This window comes from Streptomyces sp. NPDC094032 (assembly GCF_040303965.1).
Lineage (GTDB): Bacteria > Actinomycetota > Actinomycetes > Streptomycetales > Streptomycetaceae > Streptomyces.
The window spans coordinates 72,498-97,436 of record NZ_JBEOUE010000006.1 but is presented as its reverse complement, the minus strand read 5'-3'; the positions used below and the strand labels follow the sequence as shown (position 1 = coordinate 97,436).

Here is a 24,939-nt window from a genome sequence, read left to right as displayed (position 1 = left end):
GTCCCGTGATTCGGGTCGTACCTGGCAGCAGAGCACGAGCGTCCGGGAGGGCGACCCGTTCGTCATTCTTTCCGATCCGGGCCGATACCCCCCGTGCGGGTGCGCCCGCTGTACGGGCCGCCAGTCGCTGTCCGCCACGTCGCTCCGCCCGGCTGACATCGAGCCGAGGACGGCGTGATGTCCGGCTTAGCGGCCTGGCTGCTCCGCCGCTTCGGCCGGTACGCCGGTCCCCTCTACGTGGCGATGGTCCTCGGCGGTACGGCCCTGTTCCCTGCCGGAACGTTTGCGACTCGGTAGCAGCCTCAGGCTGCTGCCCTCCCTTCTTCCCGCCAGATTCCTGGCGGGAGTTCCCGAGTAGAGAGGTAAGTCCGATGGTGGAAGAGAACACCGGTTCGGCGGCCCCCGAGGGGGGGTGGCCTGCTCGTCGCGAAGCGCAAGATCGCGGCTGCGCGGACGCGTGCCGAGCAGGAGTCCGCAGTCAGTAGCGGCCGTTCCGACGGCAACGACTAGCGGGGCTGCCCACGATGCTTGATGCAGCCTCGTGGGCGGGGCGTCTGGGCGGGAACACGTTCCTCGCCCAGACGTACCACCCGCTCCTACGCGCACTTCCCCGGCACTGCCGACACGGCGGGCCTGTTCTCCTGGGACGACCTCAACCGGATCATCGGCACGCAGCGACTGGAACCGCCCCGGCTGCGCCTGTCGGCCGACGGGGAGATGGTCCCCCCTTCACCGCTACGCGATCCCGACCACGAATCGCCGCGCGGTCACCTGGTCCCGCATCCAGCCGGCCGACTTCCACGCCCAGCTCAAGGACGGGGCGCCGCTGGTCCTCGACGCGGTCGAGAAGATCCACCCGACGGTGGGTGCGGCTGCCGAAGGTCTCGAACGGTTCCTCGGCACGTCCGTGCAGGCCAACGCGTACGCGTCCTGGACCGACCGGGAGGGCTTCGGCCTGCACTGGGACGACCACGATGTCGTGGTGGTGCAGGTGCACGGCTCGAAGCGGTGGCGCTTGTACGGCTCCACACGCGAGGCCCCGACCTTCCGGGACGTGGAATCGCCGGAGAGGCCCGAGGGTGACCCGGTGGCGGACATCGTTCTGGTCCCCGGTGACGTGCTCTACCTGCCGCGAGGCTGGTGGCACGCGGTCACGGCTGACCAGGGGACGGAGTCCCTTCACCTCACGTTCGACATGGTCCCGCACACAGGCGCGGACCTCATGCTCTGGGTCGTGGATCAGCTCCGTTCGTCCCTCGCACTGCGCAGGGACGTCCCGCGGTTCGCCTCACTGAGCGAGCACTCCGACTTCATCGCCGCGCTACGTGGTGAGGTGCTGAACGAACTGGCCGATCCCCGGTTGGTGGAGCGGTGAGCTGAGTCCATCGACACGATCGACCTGGGGCACGCGATTCCCTCGCTGCCCTACGTGGACGGGCTGCCCGCACGGCCGGAGATCACGGTCAAGCTGACCGCCCCTCGGGGCCGTCTGACGGCGAACCCCGCCCACAGCACGGTCACGTTCTCGGCGGCCGGTACCGCCTGGGACTTCACCGAGTCGGCCGCGCCCGTCCTCGGCGCGCTGCTGACCGGTCAGCCGACCACTCTCGGCGAGATGGCCGACGCCGTGGTGTACGGCTTGATGAGCTTGCCCATCATGTCCTTGAAGCCTTGAGTCCAAGGGTCGCGGATGAGTTGCTCCCCCTGCTCCCTCGCCGTGATGATCTTGGTGAGCGCGAGAGTGTTGACCAACGTGTGTTCAAGGCATTGGCCTTATAGATGGCCAGCCCGAAGAGTGCGCACACGGTCTTGTGGTCCGTGTCGTTGTCGTATTCGTCGTCCGGCTCAGGATCCGAATCCTCGCGCCAGGTCGGCTCATGCCTGACTACATACAGTCCATCCATGCACCCCAGTGTGCTGGCACGGCGAACCGACTCGTAGCGAATTTTGGGCACTTGATTGCCGGCCCCCTGAGCGAGTCGACCTTCGGGGGTGGCGGATGACCCCTTGCGCTCCTCAATGGCGACCGCCACGTCTCAGCAGCTCGGATTCCGCCACGGTTCCAGGGCCGTTGGCCGGCGGCCCGTGGCGGCCGTCACGTGGAGTTTGGCCAGGTCATCGGCGTGCCGCGGCCACACCCCAGTGGTGTCAGCATGAGCCACTTTGCCCCTCCCGAACTACCCTCCGCCGCCGGAAGATTGAACTACGCTGCCGCCATGGCAGACCCGATGCGTCCGGACCAGCTCGCTCTACAGCCCTCAGACCTGTTCCTTCCGGTGTACGCAGACCAGTTCCTGCTGCACGTCCTTGAGGCGGGCGGGGGCGACCTCGAAGAGATCCTCTCCACTAACCCGATAGCGGAGGCGACAGGTTCAGAGGCACAGGGCGCTGCCGTGGTCTCCCTGCTCCGCTCGAAACGCTGGATAGCCCCAGTGGTGACCTATGCCAACGGCTTCGTTGCTCTCGTCCGCTTGACGCCCAACGGGCTCACGGAGGCGCGCAGGCTCAAGGTCGAGTCGACCCGACGCGCTGCTCGAAGGTCGTACACCCGGATCTCCGTGTTGCGCTGGGTCGATGAGACTGCCCCAGCCTCCGGATCGGCCGAGATCCAGCTCTTCGCGTTCTCGCCATCCAGTTGGTTCTGTGGGCGGCAACTTACCTGGGAGGAGATCCACGAAGCAGTGCAGTATTTGCGGGAGAAGGGGCTCCTGGAACGCTACGGCGGACGAGAGCTGGCCCTGACACCGATGGGTCAAGACTGTGTTGAGGCAAGTACGACTGTGGAGGCGTTCATGCAAGGTCAGCAGAACACGGGTCCCACCCAGAACTTCTTCGGCGCCGTTGGGGCGGTGAATAGCACCGTGCACGGAGGGCAGGTCATTGCCGGCAACAACGCCACGGTGAACAGCGGCATAGACGGGGCGGCACTGGTCCAACTCATTGCCCAGCTTCGCGCCGCCGCCCCCACGCTTGACCTCTCGGCCGAGGAGGCCTCGGAGTACGAAGCGGACATCGTGCGGCTTGAGAATGCCGAGGACGAAGAGGAGAGGCGGAACGTCTGGCAGCGCCTCGCCCCGCGACTCAATTCGGGAGCGCAGGCAGGAAGTGCCCTGGCGACGATCGTCCAGTTCGGCATGGCCCTGCTCGGAGGATGATGCTGGCGGGGGTGGCTAGCGAAACCCACCCCCGCCGTTGGCTAGCTGCGCCGCTTAGGCTTCACCGAAGTACCGGCATCCGGAACGCTCCGAGTGGCCGAGCCGTTCCGCCAACGTCAGGCCGGTGACCTTCTCGCCTTGGAACTTCATCGCGGCGATGGTGTCCTTCGCGATGGCGAGCGGAACTGCCTCGCGCTGGAACCGCTGGCGGCGCGGGTTCGGCTCCGCTCCGAGTGGGCAGCCTCACCCAGCGCCTCCGCGACCTCGTCGATCAACTCGGCGGCGTTGGGGGGGCTTGTCCCTCACCGAAGCATGCACAACTACGCCGCGCCGTCATCTCGATCACGCCCCTTGCCGGCGAGATAATCCCTGATGAGTCGTCCCAGAACATCGCCTTCGTGAGCACGTTCATTGAAGACGGATCGCCGGAAGGATTCGTACTCCTCACCCTCCAGAAACGCTGTCATCCACTTCGCCTTCGGGTGGTGATAGCCACAGCACATCAGACGGGTACAGACTCTTCGAGAAGTCCCGAGCTTCGGCGTTCGCCAGGGATGGTGCGGATACCCCCGCAACTCCTCCTTGCAGCGTGTGAGGATCTCGGACAGCTCGGCCTTGTTCCGATGCCGCTCGCTCCCGTAGTGCAGCCGGAACCACTCACGGCGATCCGTATCTGCTATCTCCCGCTGCACGCGCTCTACGCGCCTCGTGATGCCGGCGTAGACTTCGGGCCGCATAGCCCGTGTTGCGAAGCCTGCCTTTGGATACCTGTGGTGGAGATCCAGGTTCGCCACCCAGTGCTTCGCAGTACGGCCCTTCTTCCAGCGATTGCAGTCATCGCAGGCCGGAACGAAGTTCCACCAGATGTCCGCTCCTCCGTCTGCGATGGGCTCCTCATGGTCGAGTGTCGAAGCAGCCGACCGGCCACAGTAGGTACACAGTCCACGCTGCGCTGTCAGGACCATGAGCCATTGCCAGGTCCTCTGCTTGCCTCGCTCGCCACGACGGATCTTGTCCACCACGCACCCACTCTCTGACTGAGTCGCGAGGATCATAAGAGGAGGCACTGACATTCGATGCGCGTGCCATCGAGCTGGCGTGGGAGCGGGAGCACAACCGAAACCACCGAGGGACAAAGGCCTTGCGAGGCTTGCCGTAAGCGGCCTCGCTCTATGGGGGCGCGGTAGCGCCCTACGTGGCTAGACCTCTTGGACTCAGCGACAGCGGCCCCTGGCGGGGCCGCCCCTATCGAAACGGTTTCCGGCTTCCCCTTGCCACTGACCTCCTCACCGCTGCCCCTTCCTAGGTTGGGGTGCTTCCGCGCCCCCGCTTCCGTTCGCCGCCGAGAGAAGTACGTAAGTCTTTTCGGGCTGCCGGCCCCGGCAGGGGCCCCTCGAAGACGCGCAAGGCTAGGAACCTACTGAGATAGATAAAGAGATGCCGAACGTTTCCGCAGGTCAAGCCATGTACCACGACATGCGGTGCGTGTCCCTTTGCCACGTCCGAGGTGTACGTATCAGGCGTTCCTACACCTGCCGCATGTACGCCCATGGGGGCAGCGCTCAGCCGTAATGCGCCCACGGGATGGCGTCGCCGTGCACACTGCACCTGCGACCTCCTCGGCCGCCCTTCTGGAAAGGGTAGTGCGGCAGGGTGAGGCATCGGGCGGTTGAGCCCTGACTGATGAGGTCAAGGGCCTTCGCTCGCTTGATCGCGTTGGTCACACTCTGCCAGGACGGGACGATCCCACCATCACCGACAAGGGTCTTGGCGAGCTCACCCATGCGGAACTCTGCGTGACCGATCTGGTTCGCCTTCCACAGGGCGGCGAAGTAGACGCGGTAGGTCAGTTGGTGCCGGTGGTCCCTGGCCATGCGTTCGCACTGCGCCTGCGAGAGGCCGCCCCACTCGACGCCGGGCCCGAAATCGATGCGCATTGAGCCGTCTCCTTCCTGTGCGGCGCAGCGTGCGCCGGATGTCCCCGTCGAAGCGGGGTTCATGCGCTCCCTTCTGGGGGCGTAGGAGGTAAGGGCTTGGAGAGTCCTGGTCAGGCGACCACCGGGCACTCTCGCTCGATCCAGCAGTCCACGTCGGACGGCCGGAAGCGAAGGTGCCCGCCGATCTTGCAGGCGGGGATGTTGAGCGCTCGGTGATTGTTGTAGACCCGCGCGGGCGTCACGCCCAGGTACTCGGCCAGGTCGGTGACGCTCATCAGGCGGGCGTTCGGCAATGGACAGCTCCTCTGCTGTAGCAGAGGAGCTGTCCCCCTCGGGTCACCCATCCTGCGCCATCAGTCTGGTTCAGTCAAAGCCGGTTATGTCATGTCTGGACTTGCCTGGCCTGGTGCGCTCCCGTAGTTTCTCCCTCATGACCAGTGAAAAGACCCGACCTGAAGGCGATCCGTTCCGCCTGGGCCTAGCTGTTGTTCAGCGGATCGGATCATGGGACGTGACCATGTACCGGCCTGCTGGCCACATCGATACCGGCGGCCCTCTTGAAATCGAAATCACGCCAGCGCCTGACGGTGATCCGCAGGAGATTGCGCGTGGAATCACCAGCACGGTGCTCCGGCAGATCAACACGGCTGCGCCCACTTCCGAGAAGGCGAAGAAGAGCAATCGGGATAAGATCGCGGCAGCCGAGATCTACGCACTCGCGAGAGTTCTGCAAGATCTGCCCGGCCGACTCACGGATGAATACCTGGCCGTTCTCTCGTCGCTCTATGTGAGAGCGGTCGACCTCGGTCACCGGGCTCCGGTCCCACTGCTGGAAGAGCTGACCGACACCAAGCAGGCGACGCTGAAGGGCCACCTGCGAGCAGCGCGTCAGCGCGGCTTCTTGACCAAGGTCGAAGGCAAGGCCGGCGGACAGCTCACGGACAAGGCAATCGAAATGCTGAAGGGGATCGATACCGAAGAGGTGCGACAGCCGTCGCGGCTGGGGCAGAGCGAGGGGGAGATAGCTGAGTGACCAAGCGCGGCAACGGGCTCGGCGGGACTCCGGTGGAGATCCCGCGCAAGGACTGACCGAACACCTGGGGCGTGCGGACGCCCGAGCACTTCAACAAGGCAACCGGGAACCGGGAACCGGGACCGCTACTGGATAGGCCGGGAGTTCAAGAACAAGACCGCAGCGGAGAAGGCCCTACGGCAGTAGCACAACGACCACGAGGCGGGCAAGGTCGCTTCTCGCTCGGACATGAAGTTGGGTGACTGGCTGGACAAGTGGCTGGCGAACCACAGGAAGGAGGGGACGACCGTGGCCGGATACGAGACGAAGATCCGTCTGCACATCAAGCCGCACATCGGCGGCGTGAAGCTGTGCGAAGTCACGGATGACACCCTGGACGATCTGTACCGGCTGCTAGAGACAGCCCCGTGTCCCACGAACAAGGGCAAGCCCCTGGGGGCCAAGTCGGTCCGGCACGTCCACAACATCCTGTCCGGCGCTCTCGGTGCGGCGGTGCCCAAGTTGATACCCGCCAACCCGGCCGCGACGGCGCACCCGCCGACGGCCCGCCAGATCCGCGCTCAGGAGCAGAAGTACCCGACCCTGGACGACGGGCAGACGGGCCGGTTCCTGGGGGCGGTGTGGGAGCCGTGCGACAACCGGGCCTGTGACGGGGGCCTGACGCATCACTGCCTCCGGGACGCTCCCCTGTGGACCGTGTACGCGGCCACCGGCGTCCGGCGCAGTGAGGCCCTGGGCATGAAGTGGTCCCTTATCCGCTGGGACGAGGGGGCCATCGAACTGGGCTGGGTCGTGGTCGAGGAGGGCAACACCTACCGGCTGCGGAAGCTGACCAAGGACGGCGACGACAACGCCGTCATCTATGTGGATCAGTCCGTGATGAACGTCCTCAAGTGGCAGAAGCAGCGCCAGGACGCCGAGCGGCAACGACTCGGCTCCGCGTGGGTCGATCACGACCTGGTGTTCGCACGGGACGGCTTCAAGCTGTACCGGGGTGAGGCCGGGGGCCCACAGGACCCCGAGAAGGTCTCGGCACGGTGGCGCACTCTGCGGAACCGGCTGCACCTGCCCGAGGACTTCCGGATTCACGACTGGCGGCACAGCAAGGTCACGAACGACCTGGAGGCAGGGGAGAACCCCGTCGAGGTCTCCGCCAACGTCCGGCACCACTCGCCGGGCTACACCATGGCCCGGTACGGGCACTCACGTAAGGACGGAGCGCGCCGACTGGCCGCCTCCGGTGCGGGCCGACTCGGCCTGTCGTCGCTGGTCTGACCTGGGGATTCGCTGGGCCGTTGGTCGCGTGGTTGGTCACGCCACAGCCCAGAAATGCAAAAAACCCCAGATGGACTGGGGTCTCTGCTGGTGTCCGAGGGGGGACTTGAACCCCCACGCCCGATAAAGGGCACTAGCACCTCAAGCTAGCGCGTCTGCCATTCCGCCACCCGGACCGGGTGTTTGTCGCTCGGTGGTGTTCCCCGCGGCGACATGGACAACTCTACCAGGGGTTCGGGGTGGCTTTCACCAGTGTTTTCCGTGGTCAGTGGGGTGCGGGGGCCTTGTTGTCCTTGATCCAGTCCTGGTCGTCCTGCCAGGCGTACAGGGTGTGGCCGTCCATGTACGCGTAGTAGAGGCCGCAGCGGGTGGTGGCCTTCTCGGGGGCGTTCTCCGGGAACCAGTCGGGGGTCAGGGCGGGGGCGGGGAGGGTGGTGTCTGCGGGGAGGGGCGTGCAGGGGGCGGGGGGCGTGGGGGACGGGAGGGCGGCCTTCAGGGCTCGGGCGCCGCCGGTGGTCTTCATCGCGTACTCCACCGAGCCCGCGTCGTCCGGTAGCCAGCGCGGGACCGAGGCCCGGTCGGCCTTGGCTGCGGCGCCGGTCGGGTACGCGTCGTACGCCTCGTGGCGGCCGTCCCACCAGTCGGCGACGGCGGGGACGGCGACGGCTCCGGTGAAGGCGAGGGCGGCGAGGGTGCCGGCGGTGGCGAGGGCGAGGGCGAGGGGGGTGCGGTTCATGTGTTCCATCGTCGGGGCGGCCGCGGCCGGGTCTCGTACGTCCGGAGGACCGTTCCGGGTACGACCGGGGGCGCACGGGGCGTCGCCGCTCCCTAGGGGATCCGGGCGCCTACCCTGCCCCGGATGAGCCGACCTACTGTCTCCGTCCCCTACCGCAGACCCCGGATGCTCTCGCCGCTGCGCGAGCATCTGCGGGACACCTTCTGGTTCGCGCCCGTCGCGTCGATGGTCCTGATCTCCCTGCTGTGGTGGGGCTGCGCCTCGCTCGACACGACGATCGTCCGGACGCTCCAGGAGGCCGGCGAGTACGACGTGGTCGCGGACCTCGCCGGGGTCGCCGACGACGCGAAGACGATCGTGACGACGATCAGCTCGGCGATGATGACCTTCATCGGTGTCGTCTTCTCGATCTCCCTGGTCGCGGTGCAGATGGCGAGCGGCCAGTTCAGCCCCCGGATCGTGCGGATCTTCATCAGGAGCCGCATCACCAAGGCGACCTTCTCCGTCTTCCTCTCCACCTTCCTGCTGTCGCTGCTGGTGCTGACCTCGTACGAGAGCGAGACCGACCCCCGGCTGATGACGACGGTGCCCCTGGTGCAGTCGATCCTGACGCTGGTGATGGTGGGCCTGAGCCTGCTGCTCTTCGTGGCGTACGTGAACTCGACGCTGCGGCTGATGCGAGTGGGGCACGTGGTCGACCGGATCACCTGGGAGGCGTTCCGGGTGATCGAGAAGACCCCGGCGTACGCGGCGGAGGCCCTGGAGCTCGGGGAGCCGACCGGCGAACTGCTGCACCGGGGCCGCGCCGGTGTGCTGCGGGACGTGAACGTGGTGCTCCTGGTGGCGGCGGCGCGGCGGCACGGGGTGGTGCTGAAGCTGCTGCCGCGCATCGGGGACTTCGTGGTGCCGGGCACGCCGATCCTGGCCGTGTACGGCGGGACGGTGCCGCGCCGGGTGGCGGGCGCCGTGTCGGTGGGCATCGAGCGGACCTTCCACCAGGACCTCGGCTTCGGCCTGCGGCAGCTCTCGGACATCGCGCTGCGAGCCCTGTCCCCCGCCGTCAACGACCCGACGACGGCCGTGCAGTGCCTGGACCGGATCGTCCAGTTCCTGTCCGCGCTGGCCGCCCGGCCGCTGGGCGCGGTGGAGTTCCGGGAGGGGCGGCAGGGCAGCGGGGCGGTCCGGCTCGTGCAGGACGGGCCCGAGTGGACCGACCTGGTGGACCTGGGCTTCGCCGAGATCCGTGGCTGCTCGGCGGACAGCCCGCAGGTCTCCCGGCGGATGCTCGCGGGCATCGACGACCTGCTGGCGAGGGTGCCTCCCGAGCGCGCGGAGCCCCTGCTGCGCCACCGCACGCTGCTGGTCCAGCTGGTGGAGCGCACCGTGCCGGAGGCGGCGGACCGGGCCTTCGCCCTGGAGCCGGACCGGCAGGGCATCGGCTGAGCGGTCCCGCGCCCGCACGGGTGCCAGGGGGAGCCAAGGGGGGAGCCCGACGCCCCCCGACGCCGGCTCCGTGGAGCCAACATCGACGACCGCCCGGCGCGGGTCCAGCCCGTTCCGGAAGTCCGTCAGGTCGGCCGGGCGGGGTCGGCCTCAGCGGGCGGCGGCGCGGATCTCGGTCAGCCGGGCCGAGACGACCACGTTGGCCGTGTAGCCGCCGTCCCGCTCGTACGGCCCGCCGCAGGTGATCAGACGCAGCTCCGGCCGGCCCGTGGAGCCGTAGACGCGGGCGGCGGGGAAGCCGTCCCTGGGGACGGCCTCGGTCCCGTACACCGTGAAGACGGCGGTACGCCCGTCCGCGCGGGCGATCTCGACGCTCCGGCCCTTGGCGACGGCGCCGAGGTCGTAGAAGACACCTCGGCCCTCCGGGGTGTCGACGTGCCCGACGACGACGGCCGTGCCGCGTTCGCCGGGGGTGACGGCGCCGGTGAACCAGCCGGTCAGCGCGGGCCGGTCCGGGGCCGGGGCCTCGATCCAGCCGTCGGCGTCCAGGCCCACCCGCGCGACCGGCGCGTCGATACGGACGGACGGCACCCGGACCCGTACCGGCGCCGAGGCGGGCAGCGGGCCGGGGGCGGCCACGGGGACGGTCCCGGCGGCTTCGGGGGCGGCGGCCGCCCGTGGCTGCGGGGGCCCCTCGGCGCGCAGCTCGTCCGCGCCGCCGCGCAGGAGGTGCACGCCCACCAGGAGGACGACGGCGACGACGCCCCAGGCGCCGCGCCGTCCCGGCCCGTTCGACCCCTGCACCGGCCCGTCCTCGCCCTCTCCTCGTACCTGGCGCCCCTCCGCCCCGGACCTCGTCACACCGGGGCGGAGGGGCTGTTTCGGGTGCCCCTCAGGCCCGGCTCACGTGCCGGAGGCGTCGCGGCGGCGCATCAGCACGACGGCGGCGCCGAGCGCGCCCACGACGAGCACCCCGCCGGTGACCGCCTCGGCGGCGCCGATGCCGCCGGAGCCGCCCGCGGCGGTGCCGAAGCCCGCCTTGACGCCCTTGTGGGCGCCGGTCGGGGACCCGGTGGTGCCGCCGCTGTCGTGACCGGCGTTCTCGCGACCGCCGCTCTCGTATCCGCCGCTCTCATGGCCCCCGGCGCCGGAGACGGTGAGCTTGACGGTGCCGCGTTCGCCCTTGCAGACGAAGGTGACCTCGTACTCGGTGCCCGCCTTGGCGTCGAAGTCGACGGTGGCGGTGCCCTGGCGCCCCTCGGTGAGGGTGACCGTGTCGAAGATCCCGGACTCGACGGTCACCGAGGGCACCTCGCAGCCGTCGGCCTTGAGGGTGACGGTGCCGCCGGGCGCGACCGTCCGGGGCGTGACGGAGAAGCCGAAGGACGTGATGCCGTGCCCGGTGCCGTCGTGGGGAACGCCGCCGTCCTCCGCCAGGGCCGCGGGCGCGGCCAGAGCGAGGGCCGGGGCGGCGCACAGGGCTGCGGAAGCGACGCGTATCGCACGCATGGCGGTCCTCCAGATCACGCGAGGGGCGGACCGCGGAGGGTTCCGCGGACGGGCCGTCGAAAGACCCCCGCCGCGATCGAAGCTAGGCGCGCCCCCGGTGCCCCGCCACCGGTCTCCGCCGAACGGAGCACCGGGGCGGGCACCGCCGCGTCACGGGATGCGGACGACCTGCCCGGCGTACGAGAGATTGCCGCCGAAGCCGAAGAGCAGGACCGGCGCGCCGGACTCCAGCGCGCCGCGCTCGACCAGCTTGGACAGGGCCAGCGGTACGGAGGCGGCGGAGGTGTTGCCCGAGTCGACGACATCGCGGGCGACGACGGCGTTGACGGCGCCGATCTTCGCGGCGAGCGGCTCGACGATCCGCAGGTTGGCCTGGTGCAGCACCACGCCGGCGAGCTCCTCGGGGGTGACGCCGGAGCGCTCGCAGGCCTGGCGGGCGAGGGCGGGGAGCTGCTGGGTGGCCCAGCGGTAGACGGACTGGCCCTCCTGCGCGAAGCGCGGCGGGGTGCCCTCGATGCGGACGGCGTGGCCCATCTCGGGGACCGAGCCCCACAGGACGGGGCCGATGGCGCCGGTGTCCGTCTCGGTGGCCTCGACGACCGCCGCGCCCGCGCCGTCGCCGACCAGCACGCAGGTGGTGCGGTCGGTCCAGTCGGTGACGTCGGTCATCTTGTCCGCGCCGATGACCAGGGCGCGGCGGGCGGCCCCGGCCCGTACGGCGTGGTCGGCGGTGGCCAGCGCGTGGGTGAAGCCGGCACAGACCACGTTGAGGTCCATGGTGGCGGGCGAGGCCATGCCGAGCCGGGCGGCCACGCGGGCCGCGGTGTTCGGCGAGCGGTCGATGGCGGTGGAGGTGGCGACCAGGACCAGGTCGATGTCGCCGGCGGTGAGGCCGGCGGCGGCGAGCGCCTTGCCGCCGGCGTGCGCGGCGAGCTCGTCGACCGGCTCCTCCGGTCCGGCGACGTGCCGGGTACGGATACCGACCCGGCTCGTGATCCAGTCGTCGCTGGTGTCGACGAGAGCGGCCAGGTCGTCGTTGGTGAGCACCTTGGCGGGCTGGTAGTGCCCGAGCGCGGCGATTCGAGTGCCCGTCATACCCGGGACCCCCTCGGTGGTTCGTTCGTCCGGCAGGACCACCCAGTCTCGTGAGCGACTGATGGGTAACAGGTCACGTAAACCACCAAGATTCACCCGAAGTGCCTGTCCGACCATGACAAGAGGAGAATGGGCCGGTCAGGCCCCACGGGGCTCACCGCACGGACGGAATCGGGTGCAGGCGATGGGACGGGTCACCGAGCGACGGCGTGTCGTGCGCATACGGGGCGGGGCGGTGAACGAGCGGCCGGACACCCTGGTGGCGGAGGAGCCGCTGGAGATCCGGCTGAACGGCCGGCCGCTGGCCATCACCATGCGCACGCCGGGCGACGACTTCGCGCTCGCGGCGGGCTTCCTGGTCAGCGAGGGGGTGCTGGCCGCCGCGTCGGACGTGCGGAACATCGTGTACTGCGCCGGGGCGAAGGACGACGGCTCCAACACGTACAACGTGGTGGACGTGCAGCTCGCGCCCGGCGTGCCGGTCCCGGACATCACCCTGGAGCGGAACGTCTACACGACCTCGTCGTGCGGCCTGTGCGGCAAGGCCAGCCTGGACGCGGTGCGCACCACGGCCCGCTTCCCCCTCGCCGACACTCCCCCGCTGCGCCTGACCCCGGCCCTCCTGGCCGCCCTCCCCGACCGGCTGCGCGCGGCCCAGCGCGTCTTCGACCGGACCGGCGGCCTGCACGCGGCGGCGCTGTTCTCGGAGGACGGCGAGCTGCTGGACGTACGGGAGGACGTGGGCCGGCACAACGCGGTGGACAAGCTGGTCGGCCGCGCCCTCCGCGAGGGCCTGCTGCCGCTGGAGCGCGCGGTCCTGCTGGTGTCGGGGCGGGCGTCGTTCGAGCTGGCGCAGAAGGCGGTGATGGCGGGCATCCCGTTCCTCGCGGCGGTCTCGGCGCCGTCCTCCCTCGCGGTGGACCTGGCGACGGAGACGGGTCTGACGCTGGTGGGCTTCCTGCGCGGGGAGAACATGAACGTGTACGCGGGTGAGCACCGGATCGCGCTGGACGCGCCCGCGCCCTCGGGCGGGGTCTGAGGCGGGGCACGCTCAGGGGGTCCCGGTGGCCCTTCGCGTCGTGTTGCGGAGGGAGCCTGACCGATCACTCTGGGTCAGTTCTTGGGCGGGTCGATCATCTGGAGTCGCAGGGTGTCCGGGGGCGGTACGACGCCGGGGCCGCCGGCCTCGGTCCAGGCGAGTATCTCGTCGAGGCAGTCCTGGTCGGCGCTCCAGCCGATCCACGCGGCCCGGCCGCCGCGGCGGCGGCCCTCGGTGGAGGGCTGGACGACGAGGACGTTGGCCTGGGCGCAGGGGCCGAGGCAGTCGCTGGTGCGGACGACCAGCCGGCCGCCGGAGGCCGCGGCGGCCTCGCGGAGGCGGGTGAGCTGGCCGGCGTGGTCCATGCCGGGGTTCTTGCGGGCGTCGCCGCAGCAGCAGCCGCGGCAGACGACGAGCGAGCAGGGGCGGGCTCCGTACCGTATCGGCACCCGGCTCACGCGGGGCCGTCCAGGGTGATCGCGGCGGTGGGGGCGACCGTGCCGAGGCGGGGGAAGTCGAGCTGGACGGAGGCGCGGTGCTCGTCGGCGGTGAGGGCGGTCATGGCGTCCTCGGCGAAGACGAGGTCGTAGCCGAGGTCGGCGGCGGCGCGGGCGGTGGACTCGACGCCGAGGTTGGTGGCGATGCCGCCGAACACGAGGGTGGAGACGCCGTGTCCGGCGAGCAGCTCGTGCAGGCCGGTGTCGTGGAACCCGCCGATGGTGCGCTTGACGACCACGGGGTCGCCCGCGTGGACGAGTTCGGCGACGAGGCCGCTGCCGGGCGGCTGGTTCTCGACGCCCGGCCGTTCGACGCGGATGTGGACGACGGGCGCGCCCGCGGCACGGAAGCCGTGGGCGAGGCGGTCGGCCGCGGCCAGGACGTCGGTGCCGGTGTGGGGGGCGAGGGGCAGCGCGACGATGCGTTCCATCAGGTCGACGAGAACGAGCGCGGTGCGGCCGGGATCGAGTGCGGGCATGGGAGCACCGTAGCGGCCCCGATGATCATCGCGGGGCGGCCGGGGATGTGATCCCGCCAACGGGGTCGGCGGGGGTGGCGGTGGTGGCGTGGTCCGGGCCGGTCGCCGCGTGGTCGGTGACGGTTGCCGCGTGGCCCGTGGCGGCCGCTCCGTGGCCCGGGCTGGTCGCCGCGCGGTCGGTGGCCGCCGCCCCGTGACCCGTGCCGCCGACCACCCCGTGCCCCGTGGCCCTCTCCTCCGTATCCCGATCCCGCGAGCGTCGCTTCGCGATCACCGCGCAGACCATCAGCTGCATCTGGTGGAAGAGCATCAGCGGCAGCACCGCGAGCGAGGCCTGGGCGCCGAACAGCACGCTCGCCATCGGGAGGCCCGCCGCCAGGCTCTTCTTGGAGCCCGCGAACTGGATCGCGATCCGGTCCTCCCGCCCGAAGCCGAGCCGCTTCGCCCCGTACCAGGTCGCCGCGAGCATCACGGCGAGCAGCACCGCCTCCACCGCCACCAGCGCCCCGAGCCGGGCCGGGGTGACCAGGCGCCAGACGCCCTGGGTCATGCCCGCGCTGAAGGCCGTATAGACGACGAGCAGGATCGAGCCCCGGTCGACGTATCCGAGCACCTTCTTGTTCCGGACCAGGAAGCCGCCCACCCAGCGGCGCAGCAGCTGTCCCGCCAGGAAGGGCACGAGCAGCTGGAGCACGATCTTCACCAGCCCGTCCGCGGAGAAGCCGCCCGCGCCGTTGCCGAGCAGGGCCGCGGCGAGGAGGGGGGTGAGGACGATGCCGGCGAGGGACGAGAAGGAGCCCGCGCAGATCGCGGCGGGCACGTTGCCGCGCGCGATCGACGTGAACGCGATGGAGGACTGGATGGTGGACGGCACCAGGCAGAGGAAGAGGAGGCCGCCGTACAGCGACGGCGTCAGCAGCGTCGGCACGAGCCCGCGCGCCGCGAGCCCGAGCAGCGGGAAGAGGACGAAGGTGCAGGCCAGAACGGTGACATGGAGCCGCCAGTGCTTCAGCCCCTCCAGCGCCTCGCGGGTCGACAGGCGCGCCCCGTAGAGGAAGAACAGCAGCGCCACCGCCGCCTTCGAGGCGCCCTCCGCCACCGTCGCCGCCGTCCCGGAGGCGGGCAGCAGCGCGGCCAGGCCGACGGTGCCGAGCAGCGCCAGTATGTACGGGTCGACCGGCAGCCAGGAGGGCAGCAGGGGCCTGCGGGACGTACGGGGCGGGTGGGAACTCATGCGTCCATCCTGGTGGACCGCCGCGCGATCGGGAATCCCGTACAGCACACTGACTGTCATCACGAAACGTGATGACCGACGGCTCGCGCGGTACGGTCGGCGGGTGACCGTGACCGTGTACGAGCCCACGCAGCTGCGCACCTTCCTCGCGGTCGCGCAGACCCTGAGCTTCACGCAGGCCGCCCGGCGGCTCGGGCTGCGTCAGTCGACCGTGAGCCAGCACGTGCGGCGCCTGGAGGAGGCGACCGGCCGCCCGCTCTTCGTCCGGGACACCCACGGCGTGGAGCTGACCGAGGACGGCGAGGCCATGCTCGGTTTCGCCCGCGCGATCCTGGAGGCGCACGAGCGGGCGGCGGCCTTCTTCACCGGGACCCGGCTGCGCGGGCGGCTGCGCTTCGGGGCCTCGGAGGACTTCGTGACGACCCGCCTGCCGGAGATCCTGGAGGCCTTCCGCCGCGAGCACCCCGAGGTCGACCTGGAGCTCACCGTGGAGCTCTCCGGCACGCTCCAGGCACGGCTGGCGGCCGGGCGGCTCGATCTGATCCTGGCCAAGCGGCGGGGCGACGAGACCGGCGGGGAGCTGGTCTGGCAGGACGTGCTGGTGTGGATCGGTTCGCCGCGGCTGCGGCTCGATCCGGAGCGGCCGGTGCCGCTGATCGTCTTCCCGCCGCCCGGGATCACCCGGGCCCGCGCCCTGGAGGCCCTGCGGGAGCAGGGGCGGCCGTGGCGGATCGCGTGCACGAGTACGAGCCTGAGCGCGAACGTGGCAGCGGCCCGCGCCGGGCTCGGAGTGATGGCGCACACCCGCGGCCTGCTCCCGCCGGGCCTGGTCGAGGTCCCGGCCCGGGCCGGACTTCCCGAGCTCGGCGCGGTCGACTTCGTGCTGCGCAAGGGCCGCCGGGGCGGCGCGACCCAGGACGCGGCGGACGCCCTGGCCACCGCGATCCTGGCGGGCGGCGACCGGCTCCACCGGCCGCGCTGAGGACGGACCGGGGGCACGGCGTACGGGGCGGCTCGCGGCCGAGCCTGTCCGAAAAACGTGGCAAGGAACCCGGGAAAGGAACCCGGGAGCGGTCCGAGGCCGCCCCCTCGAAGCCCCGCCGGCACCCCGCCCGCGCCCCCTCCCAGAACGGCCGACACCCCCCTTGCGCTCCCCCCGCCCCGTCCACACCGGGTGGCCCGGTGAGCGCTCCGTACAGATTCCGTGGAGATTCCGCCCCGCGCGGCTTACCGGCGGTCACCCAACGGGGCCCCGGTCGCTTCCACTTGCCCGGTTTCCCGGGCCTGACCTGTGGATACGGTCAAGGTCGCGGCTTGGTGAAGGCCCTCCCGCCCGTGAGCGCCGTGGGGTACCGTCACCGGCGCCGTACGGATCGCGACATCGAGCGGGCGAGGAGCAGGTCAGTGCGCGAGTTCACCGTGCCGCCCGTCGAGGCGGCGCCTCAGGTCGGCGGTCTGGCGGACGCCGTGTTCGAACATGCCGCGCGGGACCCGGACAGGGTCGCGCTCGGCCGCAAGGACGTCGAGGGGCTGTGGCGGGATGTCACCGCCACCGCCTTCCGCGACGAGGTGCTGGCCCTCGCCAAGGGGCTCATCGCGCACGGGGTGCGCTTCGGCGACCGGGTCGCGATCATGTCGCGGACCCGGTACGAGTGGACGCTCTTCGACTTCGCGCTGTGGACGCTGGGCGCGCAGCCCGTGCCGGTCTATCCGACCTCCTCCGCCGAGCAGGTCTTCTGGATGCTGCACGACGCCGAGGTCACGGCGTGCGTGGTGGAGCACGAGGACCACGCGATGACGATCGGTTCGGTGATCGACCGGCTGCCCCGGCTCCAGCGCCTGTGGCAGCTCGACGCGGGCCGCGGCGCGGTCGCCGAGCTGGTCGAGGCGGGCGCCGAGATCGACGAGGACGTGGTGCACCGGCACCGGCGGGCGGTGACTCCGGACTCGGTGGCGACGGTCATCTACACCTCGGGGACGACCGGCCGCCCCAAGGGCTGCGTGATCACCCACGCGAACTTCATGTTCGAGACGGACATGCTGATCGGCCGCTGGGAGCCGGTCTTCGGCTCCCGCCCGGGGGACGCCGCGTCCACGCTGCTCTTCCTGCCGCTCGCGCACGTCTTCGGGCGGATGGTGGAGGTGGCGGCGGTCCGGGGCGCGGTGAAGCTGGGCCACCAGCCGGTGATGGCCGCCGCCGAGCTCCTGCCCGACCTGGCCGCCTTCCGGCCCAGCTTCGTCCTGGCCGTGCCGTACGTCTTCGAGAAGGTCTTCAACGCCGCGCGGCGCCGGGCGGACGCGGAGGGGAAGCGGGGCCCGTTCGACAAGGCCGTGGAGGTGGCGGTCCGCTACGCGGAGGCGCTGGAGCACAAGGCCTTCGGGATCGGCCCGGGTCCTTCGGCGGCGCTGCGGATGCAGCACCAGTTCTTCGAGAAGACGGTGTACGGGAAGGTCCGCGACGCGCTCGGCGGCCGGCTGCGGCACGCGATGTCGGGCGGCTCGGGCATGGACCGGCGGCTCGGCCTCTTCTTCGAGGGCGCGGGGGTCTCGGTCTTCGAGGGGTACGGCCTGACGGAGTCCTCGGCGGCGGCGACGGCGAACCCCCCGGAGCGCACCAAGTACGGGACCGTGGGGCAGCCGGTGCCGGGGACGACGGTGCACATCGCGGAGGACGGCGAGGTGTGGCTGCACGGCGGGCAGGTGTTCTCCGGCTATCTCAACGACCCCCGGGCGACGGCCGCCGTGCTGAACGACGGCTGGCTGGCCACCGGGGACCTGGGCGTGCTCGACGCGGACGGCTATCTGACGATCACCGGGCGGAAGAAGGAGATCCTGGTGACCTCCGGCGGCAAGAGCGTCGCCCCGGCCGGTCTGGAGGAGCGGGTGCGGAACCATCCGCTGGTGGCCCAGTGCATCGTCGTCGGCAACGACCGGCCGTACGTCGCCGCCCTGGTGACGCTGGACCAGGAGGCGGTGGACCACTGGCTCTCGATGCAGAACCGGGCTCCGCTGCCGCCCGCGGAGCTGGTGCGGGACCCGGCCCTGGAGGCGGAGATACGGCGGGCGGTGGTGACGGCGAACACCGCGGTGTCGCAGGCGGAGTCGATCCGCACCTTCCGCATCCTGGCCCATCCGTTCAGCGAGGAGCACGGGCTGCTCACGCCGTCCCTGAAGCTGAAGCGGAAGGCGATCGAGAACGCGTACGCGAGGGAGGTCGACGCGCTGTACGGCTGAGGCGCCACTTTCCCCAGGAACCCGTCGCTCGCACCCCCCGAAAGCCGTCACCCCTTCACCAATTGACGCTGCATCAGTTATTGACGGTTCATCAGGTCGCTCACAGAATGCGGTCACCCGACGGAGGGACGACCGACCGTGTCCAGACCGATCCGCACCCTCGCCCTCGCGGCGGCGGCCCTGCTCCTCGCCACCGCCTGCAACTCCGCCTCCACCGGCGGCGGCCCGACGACGTCCGGCGGTCCCCAGGGCACGGTACGCGGAGTGACCGCCGACGCGGTCAAGGTCGGCGGCATCGTCTCCATGACCAGCGCCAGCGGCTACTCCAAGAAGGACACCGACCTCGGCGCCCGGGCCCGCTACGCCCGCGCCAACGCCGAGGGCGGCGTCAACGGGCGCCGGATCGAGTACCTGGGCGCCGAGGACGACGGCCAGGACCCCGCGCGCAACCTCGCCGCCGCGCGCAAGCTGGTCCAGCAGGAGCAGGTCTTCGCCGTCGCGCCGATGAGCTCGGTGACCTTCACCGGCGCCGACTTCCTCGATTCCCAGGCCGTCCCGACCGTCGGCTGGGGCACCCTGCCCTCCTTCTGCGGCCCGAAGCACATCTACGGCTTCAACGGCTGCCTCGTCCCCACCCCCGGCGGCACCCTCAACCAGACCTGGCCCGAGGGCCTCGCCACCGTCCTCGGCGGCGCGAAGGGCCGCTCGGTCGCGCTGATCGCCGGTGACAGCGACGCCGGCCGCTTCGGCATCCGCACCTTCACCCAGGGCTTCAAGGCCGCCGGATTCGAGCTCGCCTACGCCAAGGCCGCCGTGCCCGCCACCTCGCTGCCGAGCGACTGGTCCGCGTACACCAAGGAGATCCTGCGGTCCGGGCCCGGCGGCAAGGCCCCGGACGCCGTGGTGTCGGTCATGCAGACCCCGTACAACATCGGTCTGTTCACCGCGCTCAAGCGGGCCGGGTACAAGGGCGTGCTCTCCGACCCGACCGACTACGACCCCGGGCTGCTCGCCAAGGACGCCACCCGGCAGGCCCTCGACGGGGTGGTCGTGCTGCTCCAGTTCCAGCCCTTCGAGTCCGACAGCCCGGCGATGCGCCAGTTCAAGGCGGACATCAGGAAGGCGGCCGGGGGCAAGGACGTGCCCCTCAACATGCACATGCTCACCGGGTACATGAGCGCCGACCTCTTCCTCGCCATCGCCGCCAAGGCCGGCCGGGACCTCGGCGTCGAGTCCTTCCAGAAGGCCGCGGCCGGTTTCTCCGACACCGGCACGCTGGTCGGCGACCGGGCCGAGCCCAAGGGCCAGAAGGAGAGCTTCGGCTGCGGCGCCCTTGTGCGGCTGACGAACGGACGGTACGAGGTGGCCGTGCCGTTCCGCTGCTACCCGCCGATCCCCTTCCGGTAGGGGCGCGGTCACGTGGGCGACCTCCTTGGCTTCGTGCTGAGCGGTCTGGTCTCCGGGGCGCTGTACGCCCTTCTCGCGACCGGTCTCGTGCTCTCCTCCGCCGCCTCCGGTCTCTTCAACTTCGCGCACGGCGCGACGGCGTACCTGTGCGCGCTCGCCTTCTACGAGCTCCACTCCGGCCTCGGCTGGCCCGCCGTGCCGACGGCCCTGCTGCTGGTCCTCGGTGTGGCGCCCGGTCTCGGCTGGGCGCTGGACCGGCTGATGTTCCGCAAGCTGGCCCGGGTCGGCGAGACCGCGCAGATCACGGCGACGATCGGCCTGCTGGTCGCGCTCCCGGCGGCCGGGCTGTGGGCGGTGGAGCTCCTGGAGCGGGCCGGGGCGCCGGTCCGGCCCGCCGAGAACCAGTTCGGGCTTCCGGGCGTCGGCCCCAGCCCGGCCGGCTCCTGGCAGCCCTTCGAGGGGCTCGGGATCGACGGGGTCGGCGTGGACTCCGACCAGCTGATCACCTGGGTGGTGACGGCGGCGGTGGCGGCCGGGCTGTGGGTGCTGCTGCGGCACACCCGGCTCGGGCTGCGGCTGCGGGCCGCCGTCGACAACCGCTCCCTGGCCGAGCTGCGCGGCGTCGACGCCGACCGGCTCTCCTCCGTCGCCTGGATGCTGTCGTCGGGGCTCGCCGGTCTCGCCGGGGTGCTCGCGACGCCGCTGCTCGGGCTCTCCGCGCACGACTACACCCTCTTCCTGTTCGTCTCGGCGACGGCGGCGGTCCTCGGCCGCTTCGCCTCCGTGCCGCTCGCCTTCGCGGGCGGACTCGCGCTGGGCGTGGTGCAGAACCTGGTCGCCGGGTACGCGAGTTTCGCCGAGGGCCTGACCGGCTTCCGTACGGCGGTGCCGTTCCTCATCCTGTTCGCCGGGCTCGTACTCCTTGCCCGGCGGGAGCGGGCCGCGGGCACCGCCGCCGCCGATCCGCCGCCCGACGACCGGCTCGCGGAGCTCGGGCCGCTGCGCCGCTGGGGGCCGTGGGCGCTGGCCGGGGCGCTGCTGTGCGCCGCCTTCTACACCGTCACCACCCCGTTCTGGAGCGGGATCCTCGCGCAGGGCCTGGCCATCGGTCTGGTCTTCCTGTCCTTCGCGGTGGTGACCGGGCTCGGCGCGATGGTGTCGCTCGCCCAGGCCACCTTCGTGACGAGCGCGGCGCTCGTGGCCGGGCTGCTGATGAGCCACGGCTGGCCGTTCGCCGCCGCGGCGCTCGCGGGCACGGCGGTGGCCGCGCTGCTCGGCGCGGTCGTGGCGCTGCCCGCGCTGCGCCTCGGCGGGCGTTCGCTGGCGCTCGCGACGCTGGCCCTGGCCTTCCTCGCCGACCAGGTCCTCTTCCAGTTCGGGTGGCTGCGCAACGGCGACACCGGCTGGGAGATCCCCCGCCCCGTCCTCGGGCCGCTCGACCTGTCCGACGACCGGGCGATGGGCGTCGTCCTCGTCCTGCTGAGCGCGGCGGGCGTGGCCGGGCTGACCCGGCTGCGGAACTCGCGGCGGGGCCGGGCGATGCTCGCGGTCCGCTCGGCGCCCGCCGCGGCGGCGGCCTCGGGGGTGTCGGTGGTGCGCACCAAGCTGCTGGTGTTCACCGTGTCGGCGGGCCTCGCCGGTTTCGGCGGGGTGCTCTACGCCTCGTACAACACGCGTGTCACGGCGACCGACTTCCCGGCGATGACGGGTCTGGTGTGGCTCGCGGTGGTGGTCGCCGCGGGCGTGCGGCGACCGCAGTACGCGGTGCTCGCGGGCCTGGTCTACGCGGTGGCCCCGCAGCTCCTCGCCCAGTACGTGACCGACTCCGCCCACCTGCCCGTCGTGCTCTTCGGCCTCGCGGGCCTGGCGCTCGCCAACGACCCGGACGGCTACGCGGCGGCCGTCCCGGCCCGCTGGGCGGCCCGCCGGGCGAAGGCCGCCGCGCGGGCGGACACGGGGGCGGGGCCCGCCGTCCTCGCGCCGCCCCGTCCCGCGGCCCTGGAGCTCACCTCGGTACGGGCCGGGTACGGCGGCGGCGCGGACGTGCTGCACGGGGTCGACCTCCTCGTACGCCCCGGGGAGATCGTCGCCGTCCTCGGGGCCAACGGCGCCGGCAAGTCCACCCTGTGCCGGGTCGCGGGCGGGCTCCTGACGGCCCGGGACGGCGCGGTGCGGGTCGACGGGGCCGAGGCGCGCGGCGACTCGGCGGTCGCGCGGGCCCGGCGCGGGGTGCGGCTCGCGCCCGAGGGGCGGGGCATCTTCGCGGGGCTCTCCATCGAGGAGAACCTGGCGCTCCAGCTGCCCGACGCCCGGGACCGGGAGGCCGTCTACGCCCGCTTCCCCGCGCTCGCCGCACGCCGCAGCGTACCGGCGGGCTCCCTCTCCGGCGGCGAACAGCAACTGCTCGCCCTCGCCCCGCTGCTCCAGCGCCCGCCCGCCGTCCTCGTCGCCGACGAGCCGTCCCTCGGGCTGGCGCCCCGGGTCGTCGACGAGGTGTTCCAGCTGCTCGCCGAGCTCAGGGCGCGGGGCACCGCGCTGCTGCTGGTCGAGGAGAAGGCCGCCGAGGCGCTGGGCCTCGCGGACACCGTGGCCTACCTGGCGGAGGGCCGGATCGTGTGGTGCGGGCCGCGCGAAGAGGCCGACGCCGACCGGCTCGCCGACGCCTACCTGGGAACGGGGGTCAGGTCATGACCGGGGACACGACCCGGGACATGACCGGGGACGTCCTCCTCGAAGCCCGGGGCATCGGGGTCCGCTTCGGCGGGGTCCGGGCCCTCGACGACGTCGACGTCTCCGTACGGTCCGGTGAGATCTGCGGCCTCATCGGGCCCAACGGCGCGGGGAAGACGACCCTGTTCGACGTGGTGTCGGGCATCCGCAGGCCGGACCGCGGCCGGGTCCTCCTGGACGGTACGGACGTCTCGCGCCGCTCCCCCGTGTGGCGCGCCCGGCACGGGGTGCGGCGCACCTTCCAGCGCCAGCAGCTCTTCGGCCAGCTGACGGTGACGGACAACCTGGTCGTCGCCCAGGAGTGGCGGCGGGGCCCCGTCGCGGCCCGCCGGTCGCGGGCCGCCCAGGTGCTGCGCTCCTGCGGGCTCGACGCGCTCGCGGGCACGTACGCGGGCGCGCTGCCCGTCGGCCAGGCCCGGATGGTGGAGCTGGCCCGGGCGCTGGCCGACCCGCCGCGGCTGCTCCTGCTGGACGAGCCGGCCTCCGGCATGTCGGCCGAGGAACGCGGGCAGCTCGCCGCCGTGGTGCGGTACATGGCGGAGGAGGAGGGATGCGCGGTGCTGCTGGTCGAGCACCATGTCTCCTTCGTGATGGAGCTGTGCGCCCGGGTCGTGGTGCTCGACCTCGGCCGGGTCCTGGCCGAGGGCCCGGCGGAGCGGGTGCGGGCGGACCCGAGGGTGCGGGCGGCGTATCTGGGGACGGCGGAGGACCGGTCCCCCGGCACGGCGGAATGAGATCGGCACGCTGATCGTTGAAGCTGACACCAGCAATGGCTGAGACAAGCAATGGCCGACACCGGCAGTGGCCGGACGACGACGTAAGGATCGACCGCTCGTGAGCACGGACAGCAAGGTCCCCTTCCTCACCCTCAACAACGGCGTGCGGATGCCGCAGCTCGGCTTCGGCGTGTGGCAGGTGCCGGACGCGGAGGCCGAGCAGGCCGTCGGCACCGCCCTGGAGGCGGGCTACCGCTCCATCGACACCGCCGCCATCTACGGCAACGAGACCGGCACCGGCAAGGCCGTCGCCGCCTCGGGCCTCCCGCGCGAGGAGCTCTTCGTCACCACGAAGCTCTGGAACAGCGAGCAGGGCTACGACGCGACCCTGCGCGCCTTCGACGACTCCCTCGCCAAGCTGGGCCTGGACTTCGTCGACCTGTACCTCATCCACTGGCCGGTGCCGAACAAGGGCGCGTACGTCGACACGTACCGCGCCTTCGAGAAGATCCTGGCCGACGGGCGCGCCCGGGCCATCGGCGTGTCGAACTTCCACCCCGAGCACCTGGAGCGCCTGATCGGCGAGACCTCGGTGGTGCCCGCGGTCAACCAGATCGAGCTGCACCCGCAGCTCCAGCAGGCGGCCGCCCGCGAGGTGCACGAGCGGCACGGCATCGCGACCGAGGCCTGGTCGCCGCTCGGCTCGGGCCGGGGGCTGCTCGACGTCCCGGCGATCGTGGCCATCGCCCGCAAGCACGCGCGCACCCCGGCGCAGATCGTGCTGCGCTGGCACATCCAGATCGGCAACCTGGTCATCCCGAAGTCGGTGACCCCGTCCCGTATCCGCGAGAACATCGCCGTCTTCGACTTCGAGCTCGACGCCGAGGACCTGGCGGGTCTCGCCGCGCTCGACGAGGGCCGCCGCCTTGGCCCCGACCCGGCCGAGTTCCACGTCGGAGCCTGATCCATGCAGGTCACGGAGGGGGTCTACCGGGTACGGAACGTGGCCAGCGGGCTCCTTCTGGAGGTGTTCGAGGGGTCGACGCGCAGCGGGGCCCCGGTGCGGCAGGCCGTCGACCGGGGCACCCCCGGCCAGCAGTGGCACATCGCGCCGGTCCCGAACGGCGGCGGGCTCTACCACCTGGTGAACGTGGCGGGCGGCAAGCGCCTCGACGTGAAGGGCGCCTCGACCGAGAACGGCGCCGGGATCCAGCAGTGGAAGCCGAACAACTTCGGCGCCCAGGAGTGGACCATCGAGGAGGACCTCCAGTCGCCCGGCACGGTCGCGCTGGTCAGCTTCGTCAGCGGGCTGCTCCTGGAGGTCGCGGACGGCTCCACGGAGGACGGCGCGGACGTCCGGCAGTGGGAGGACACCGACTCCCCCGCGCAGTGGTGGCGCCTGGAGCCGGTGTCCTCCTGA

22 protein-coding genes, 1 tRNA gene and 1 pseudogene are annotated in these 24,939 nt (G+C 71.5%); 13 read left to right on the top strand and 11 right to left on the bottom strand.

What is annotated here, in order from left to right; genetic code table 11:
• Positions 1 to 524 precede the first annotated feature (524 nt).
• Together ABTZ54_RS11525 and ABTZ54_RS11520 are read left to right on the top strand one after the other, a co-directional pair.
• Positions 525 to 1,627 (top strand): annotated as a pseudogene (locus ABTZ54_RS11525) (JmjC domain-containing protein); the annotation flags it as partial.
• A 589-nt stretch (positions 1,628 to 2,216) separates the two neighbouring features.
• Positions 2,217 to 3,155, top strand: a complete 939-nt coding sequence (locus ABTZ54_RS11520; RefSeq protein ID WP_351660204.1) for a hypothetical protein — start codon at positions 2,217 to 2,219, stop codon at positions 3,153 to 3,155.
• 320 nt (positions 3,156 to 3,475) lie between these two features.
• On the opposite strand, the gene ABTZ54_RS11515 is transcribed toward ABTZ54_RS11520, so the two are convergent.
• From ABTZ54_RS11515 to ABTZ54_RS11505, 3 genes are all read right to left on the bottom strand, one after another.
• Complete coding sequence (locus tag ABTZ54_RS11515; RefSeq protein WP_351660202.1) at positions 3,476 to 4,177, bottom strand: HNH endonuclease; 702 nt, start codon at positions 4,175 to 4,177, stop codon at positions 3,476 to 3,478.
• Positions 4,178 to 4,717: 540 nt separating this feature from the next.
• On the bottom strand, positions 4,718 to 5,092 hold the full coding sequence (locus tag ABTZ54_RS11510) for a hypothetical protein (RefSeq protein ID WP_351660199.1): 375 nt from the start codon (positions 5,090 to 5,092) through the stop codon (positions 4,718 to 4,720).
• 110 nt (positions 5,093 to 5,202) lie between these two features.
• Complete coding sequence (locus tag ABTZ54_RS11505) at positions 5,203 to 5,367, bottom strand: helix-turn-helix domain-containing protein (protein WP_351660197.1); 165 nt, start codon at positions 5,365 to 5,367, stop codon at positions 5,203 to 5,205.
• 155 nt (positions 5,368 to 5,522) lie between these two features.
• Between ABTZ54_RS11505 and ABTZ54_RS11500 the strand changes: the two genes are divergently transcribed.
• A complete protein-coding gene (locus tag ABTZ54_RS11500) occupies positions 5,523 to 6,125 on the top strand; it encodes a hypothetical protein (protein ID WP_351660194.1) in 603 nt (200 codons plus the stop codon).
• 228 nt (positions 6,126 to 6,353) lie between these two features.
• On the top strand, positions 6,354 to 7,400 hold the full coding sequence (locus ABTZ54_RS11495) for a tyrosine-type recombinase/integrase (RefSeq protein ID WP_351660192.1): 1,047 nt from the start codon (positions 6,354 to 6,356) through the stop codon (positions 7,398 to 7,400).
• 88 nt (positions 7,401 to 7,488) lie between these two features.
• Here the strand turns inward: ABTZ54_RS11495 and ABTZ54_RS11490 are convergent.
• Both ABTZ54_RS11490 and ABTZ54_RS11485 read right to left on the bottom strand, forming a co-directional pair.
• Positions 7,489 to 7,576: transfer RNA gene (locus ABTZ54_RS11490), tRNA-Leu, on the bottom strand.
• 89 nt (positions 7,577 to 7,665) lie between these two features.
• A complete protein-coding gene (locus tag ABTZ54_RS11485; RefSeq protein ID WP_351660189.1) occupies positions 7,666 to 8,136 on the bottom strand; it encodes a hypothetical protein in 471 nt (156 codons plus the stop codon).
• Between the two features lie 123 nt (positions 8,137 to 8,259).
• Here ABTZ54_RS11485 and ABTZ54_RS11480 point away from each other — a divergent pair, with 123 nt between their 5' ends.
• Entirely contained in the window at positions 8,260 to 9,579 is a 1,320-nt protein-coding gene (locus ABTZ54_RS11480; RefSeq protein ID WP_351660186.1) for a DUF2254 domain-containing protein, read from the top strand.
• A gap of 150 nt (positions 9,580 to 9,729) precedes the next feature.
• Here ABTZ54_RS11480 and ABTZ54_RS11475 read toward each other — a convergent pair whose 3' ends face one another.
• The 3 genes from ABTZ54_RS11475 to ABTZ54_RS11465 form a co-directional block, all read right to left on the bottom strand.
• On the bottom strand, positions 9,730 to 10,383 hold the full coding sequence (locus ABTZ54_RS11475) for a class F sortase (RefSeq protein WP_351660183.1): 654 nt from the start codon (positions 10,381 to 10,383) through the stop codon (positions 9,730 to 9,732).
• A gap of 99 nt (positions 10,384 to 10,482) precedes the next feature.
• Positions 10,483 to 11,088 carry a hypothetical protein gene (locus tag ABTZ54_RS11470; RefSeq protein ID WP_351660177.1) on the bottom strand — a complete coding sequence of 202 codons (606 nt, stop codon included), beginning with the start codon at positions 11,086 to 11,088 and terminating at the stop codon, positions 10,483 to 10,485.
• Positions 11,089 to 11,238: 150 nt separating this feature from the next.
• Positions 11,239 to 12,183 carry a beta-ketoacyl-ACP synthase III gene (locus ABTZ54_RS11465; RefSeq protein WP_351660174.1) on the bottom strand — a complete coding sequence of 315 codons (945 nt, stop codon included), beginning with the start codon at positions 12,181 to 12,183 and terminating at the stop codon, positions 11,239 to 11,241.
• A 184-nt stretch (positions 12,184 to 12,367) separates the two neighbouring features.
• Between ABTZ54_RS11465 and fdhD the strand changes: the two genes are divergently transcribed.
• Complete coding sequence (gene fdhD / locus ABTZ54_RS11460) at positions 12,368 to 13,222, top strand: formate dehydrogenase accessory sulfurtransferase FdhD (protein ID WP_351660171.1); 855 nt, start codon at positions 12,368 to 12,370, stop codon at positions 13,220 to 13,222.
• Between the two features lie 74 nt (positions 13,223 to 13,296).
• On the opposite strand, the gene ABTZ54_RS11455 is transcribed toward fdhD, so the two are convergent.
• The 3 genes from ABTZ54_RS11455 to ABTZ54_RS11445 are packed head-to-tail and all read right to left on the bottom strand — an operon-like array spanning position 13,297 to position 15,432.
• Positions 13,297 to 13,680 (bottom strand): (2Fe-2S) ferredoxin domain-containing protein, encoded by a 384-nt coding sequence (locus ABTZ54_RS11455; protein ID WP_351660168.1) that lies wholly within the window; start codon positions 13,678 to 13,680, stop codon positions 13,297 to 13,299.
• Positions 13,677 to 14,198, bottom strand: coding sequence for an isochorismatase family protein (locus ABTZ54_RS11450; RefSeq protein ID WP_351660165.1), 522 nt, complete (start codon positions 14,196 to 14,198; stop codon positions 13,677 to 13,679). The genes ABTZ54_RS11455 and ABTZ54_RS11450 overlap by 4 nt, the downstream gene beginning before the upstream one ends.
• A 25-nt stretch (positions 14,199 to 14,223) precedes the next feature.
• Positions 14,224 to 15,432, bottom strand: coding sequence for a bile acid:sodium symporter family protein (locus ABTZ54_RS11445; protein WP_351660162.1), 1,209 nt, complete (start codon positions 15,430 to 15,432; stop codon positions 14,224 to 14,226).
• 103 nt (positions 15,433 to 15,535) lie between these two features.
• On the opposite strand from ABTZ54_RS11445, the gene ABTZ54_RS11440 reads away from it, so the two are divergent.
• The 7 genes from ABTZ54_RS11440 to ABTZ54_RS11410 all read left to right on the top strand — a co-directional run bounded on the left by ABTZ54_RS11440 (position 15,536) and on the right by ABTZ54_RS11410 (position 24,939).
• Positions 15,536 to 16,414 carry a LysR substrate-binding domain-containing protein gene (locus ABTZ54_RS11440; protein WP_502997230.1) on the top strand — a complete coding sequence of 293 codons (879 nt, stop codon included), beginning with the start codon at positions 15,536 to 15,538 and terminating at the stop codon, positions 16,412 to 16,414.
• A 422-nt stretch (positions 16,415 to 16,836) separates the two neighbouring features.
• A complete protein-coding gene (locus tag ABTZ54_RS11435; protein WP_351660160.1) occupies positions 16,837 to 18,666 on the top strand; it encodes an AMP-dependent synthetase/ligase in 1,830 nt (609 codons plus the stop codon).
• 138 nt (positions 18,667 to 18,804) lie between these two features.
• A complete protein-coding gene (locus ABTZ54_RS11430; RefSeq protein WP_351660158.1) occupies positions 18,805 to 20,073 on the top strand; it encodes an ABC transporter substrate-binding protein in 1,269 nt (422 codons plus the stop codon).
• A 12-nt stretch (positions 20,074 to 20,085) separates the two neighbouring features.
• Positions 20,086 to 22,764, top strand: coding sequence for an ABC transporter permease subunit (locus ABTZ54_RS11425; RefSeq protein ID WP_351660155.1), 2,679 nt, complete (start codon positions 20,086 to 20,088; stop codon positions 22,762 to 22,764).
• Positions 22,761 to 23,537, top strand: coding sequence for an ABC transporter ATP-binding protein (locus tag ABTZ54_RS11420; protein ID WP_502997229.1), 777 nt, complete (start codon positions 22,761 to 22,763; stop codon positions 23,535 to 23,537). The genes ABTZ54_RS11425 and ABTZ54_RS11420 overlap by 4 nt, the downstream gene beginning before the upstream one ends.
• A gap of 151 nt (positions 23,538 to 23,688) precedes the next feature.
• A complete protein-coding gene (locus tag ABTZ54_RS11415; protein ID WP_351660840.1) occupies positions 23,689 to 24,483 on the top strand; it encodes an aldo/keto reductase in 795 nt (264 codons plus the stop codon).
• Positions 24,484 to 24,486: 3 nt separating this feature from the next.
• On the top strand, positions 24,487 to 24,939 hold the full coding sequence (locus tag ABTZ54_RS11410; RefSeq protein WP_351660152.1) for an RICIN domain-containing protein: 453 nt from the start codon (positions 24,487 to 24,489) through the stop codon (positions 24,937 to 24,939).

Excerpts from the sequence above, each read along its gene's own strand:
- ABTZ54_RS11415 (WP_351660840.1), top strand. The coding sequence starts at position 23,689 with ATGCCGCAGCTCGGCTTCGGCGTGTGGCAGGTGCCGGACGCGGAGGCC.
- ABTZ54_RS11485 (WP_351660189.1), bottom strand. The coding sequence starts at position 8,136 with ATGAACCGCACCCCCCTCGCCCTCGCCCTCGCCACCGCCGGCACCCTC.
- ABTZ54_RS11410 (WP_351660152.1), top strand. The coding sequence starts at position 24,487 with ATGCAGGTCACGGAGGGGGTCTACCGGGTACGGAACGTGGCCAGCGGG.
- ABTZ54_RS11445 (WP_351660162.1), bottom strand. The coding sequence starts at position 15,432 with ATGAGTTCCCACCCGCCCCGTACGTCCCGCAGGCCCCTGCTGCCCTCC.
- ABTZ54_RS11470 (WP_351660177.1), bottom strand. The coding sequence starts at position 11,088 with ATGCGTGCGATACGCGTCGCTTCCGCAGCCCTGTGCGCCGCCCCGGCC.
- ABTZ54_RS11480 (WP_351660186.1), top strand. The coding sequence starts at position 8,260 with ATGAGCCGACCTACTGTCTCCGTCCCCTACCGCAGACCCCGGATGCTC.
- ABTZ54_RS11450 (WP_351660165.1), bottom strand. The coding sequence starts at position 14,198 with ATGCCCGCACTCGATCCCGGCCGCACCGCGCTCGTTCTCGTCGACCTG.
- ABTZ54_RS11510 (WP_351660199.1), bottom strand. The coding sequence starts at position 5,092 with ATGCGCATCGATTTCGGGCCCGGCGTCGAGTGGGGCGGCCTCTCGCAG.
- ABTZ54_RS11465 (WP_351660174.1), bottom strand. The coding sequence starts at position 12,183 with ATGACGGGCACTCGAATCGCCGCGCTCGGGCACTACCAGCCCGCCAAG.
- ABTZ54_RS11520 (WP_351660204.1), top strand. The coding sequence starts at position 2,217 with ATGGCAGACCCGATGCGTCCGGACCAGCTCGCTCTACAGCCCTCAGAC.
- ABTZ54_RS11495 (WP_351660192.1), top strand. The coding sequence starts at position 6,354 with ATGAAGTTGGGTGACTGGCTGGACAAGTGGCTGGCGAACCACAGGAAG.
- ABTZ54_RS11500 (WP_351660194.1), top strand. The coding sequence starts at position 5,523 with ATGACCAGTGAAAAGACCCGACCTGAAGGCGATCCGTTCCGCCTGGGC.
- fdhD (WP_351660171.1), top strand. The coding sequence starts at position 12,368 with ATGGGACGGGTCACCGAGCGACGGCGTGTCGTGCGCATACGGGGCGGG.
- ABTZ54_RS11420 (WP_502997229.1), top strand. The coding sequence starts at position 22,761 with ATGACCGGGGACACGACCCGGGACATGACCGGGGACGTCCTCCTCGAA.
- ABTZ54_RS11505 (WP_351660197.1), bottom strand. The coding sequence starts at position 5,367 with ATGAGCGTCACCGACCTGGCCGAGTACCTGGGCGTGACGCCCGCGCGG.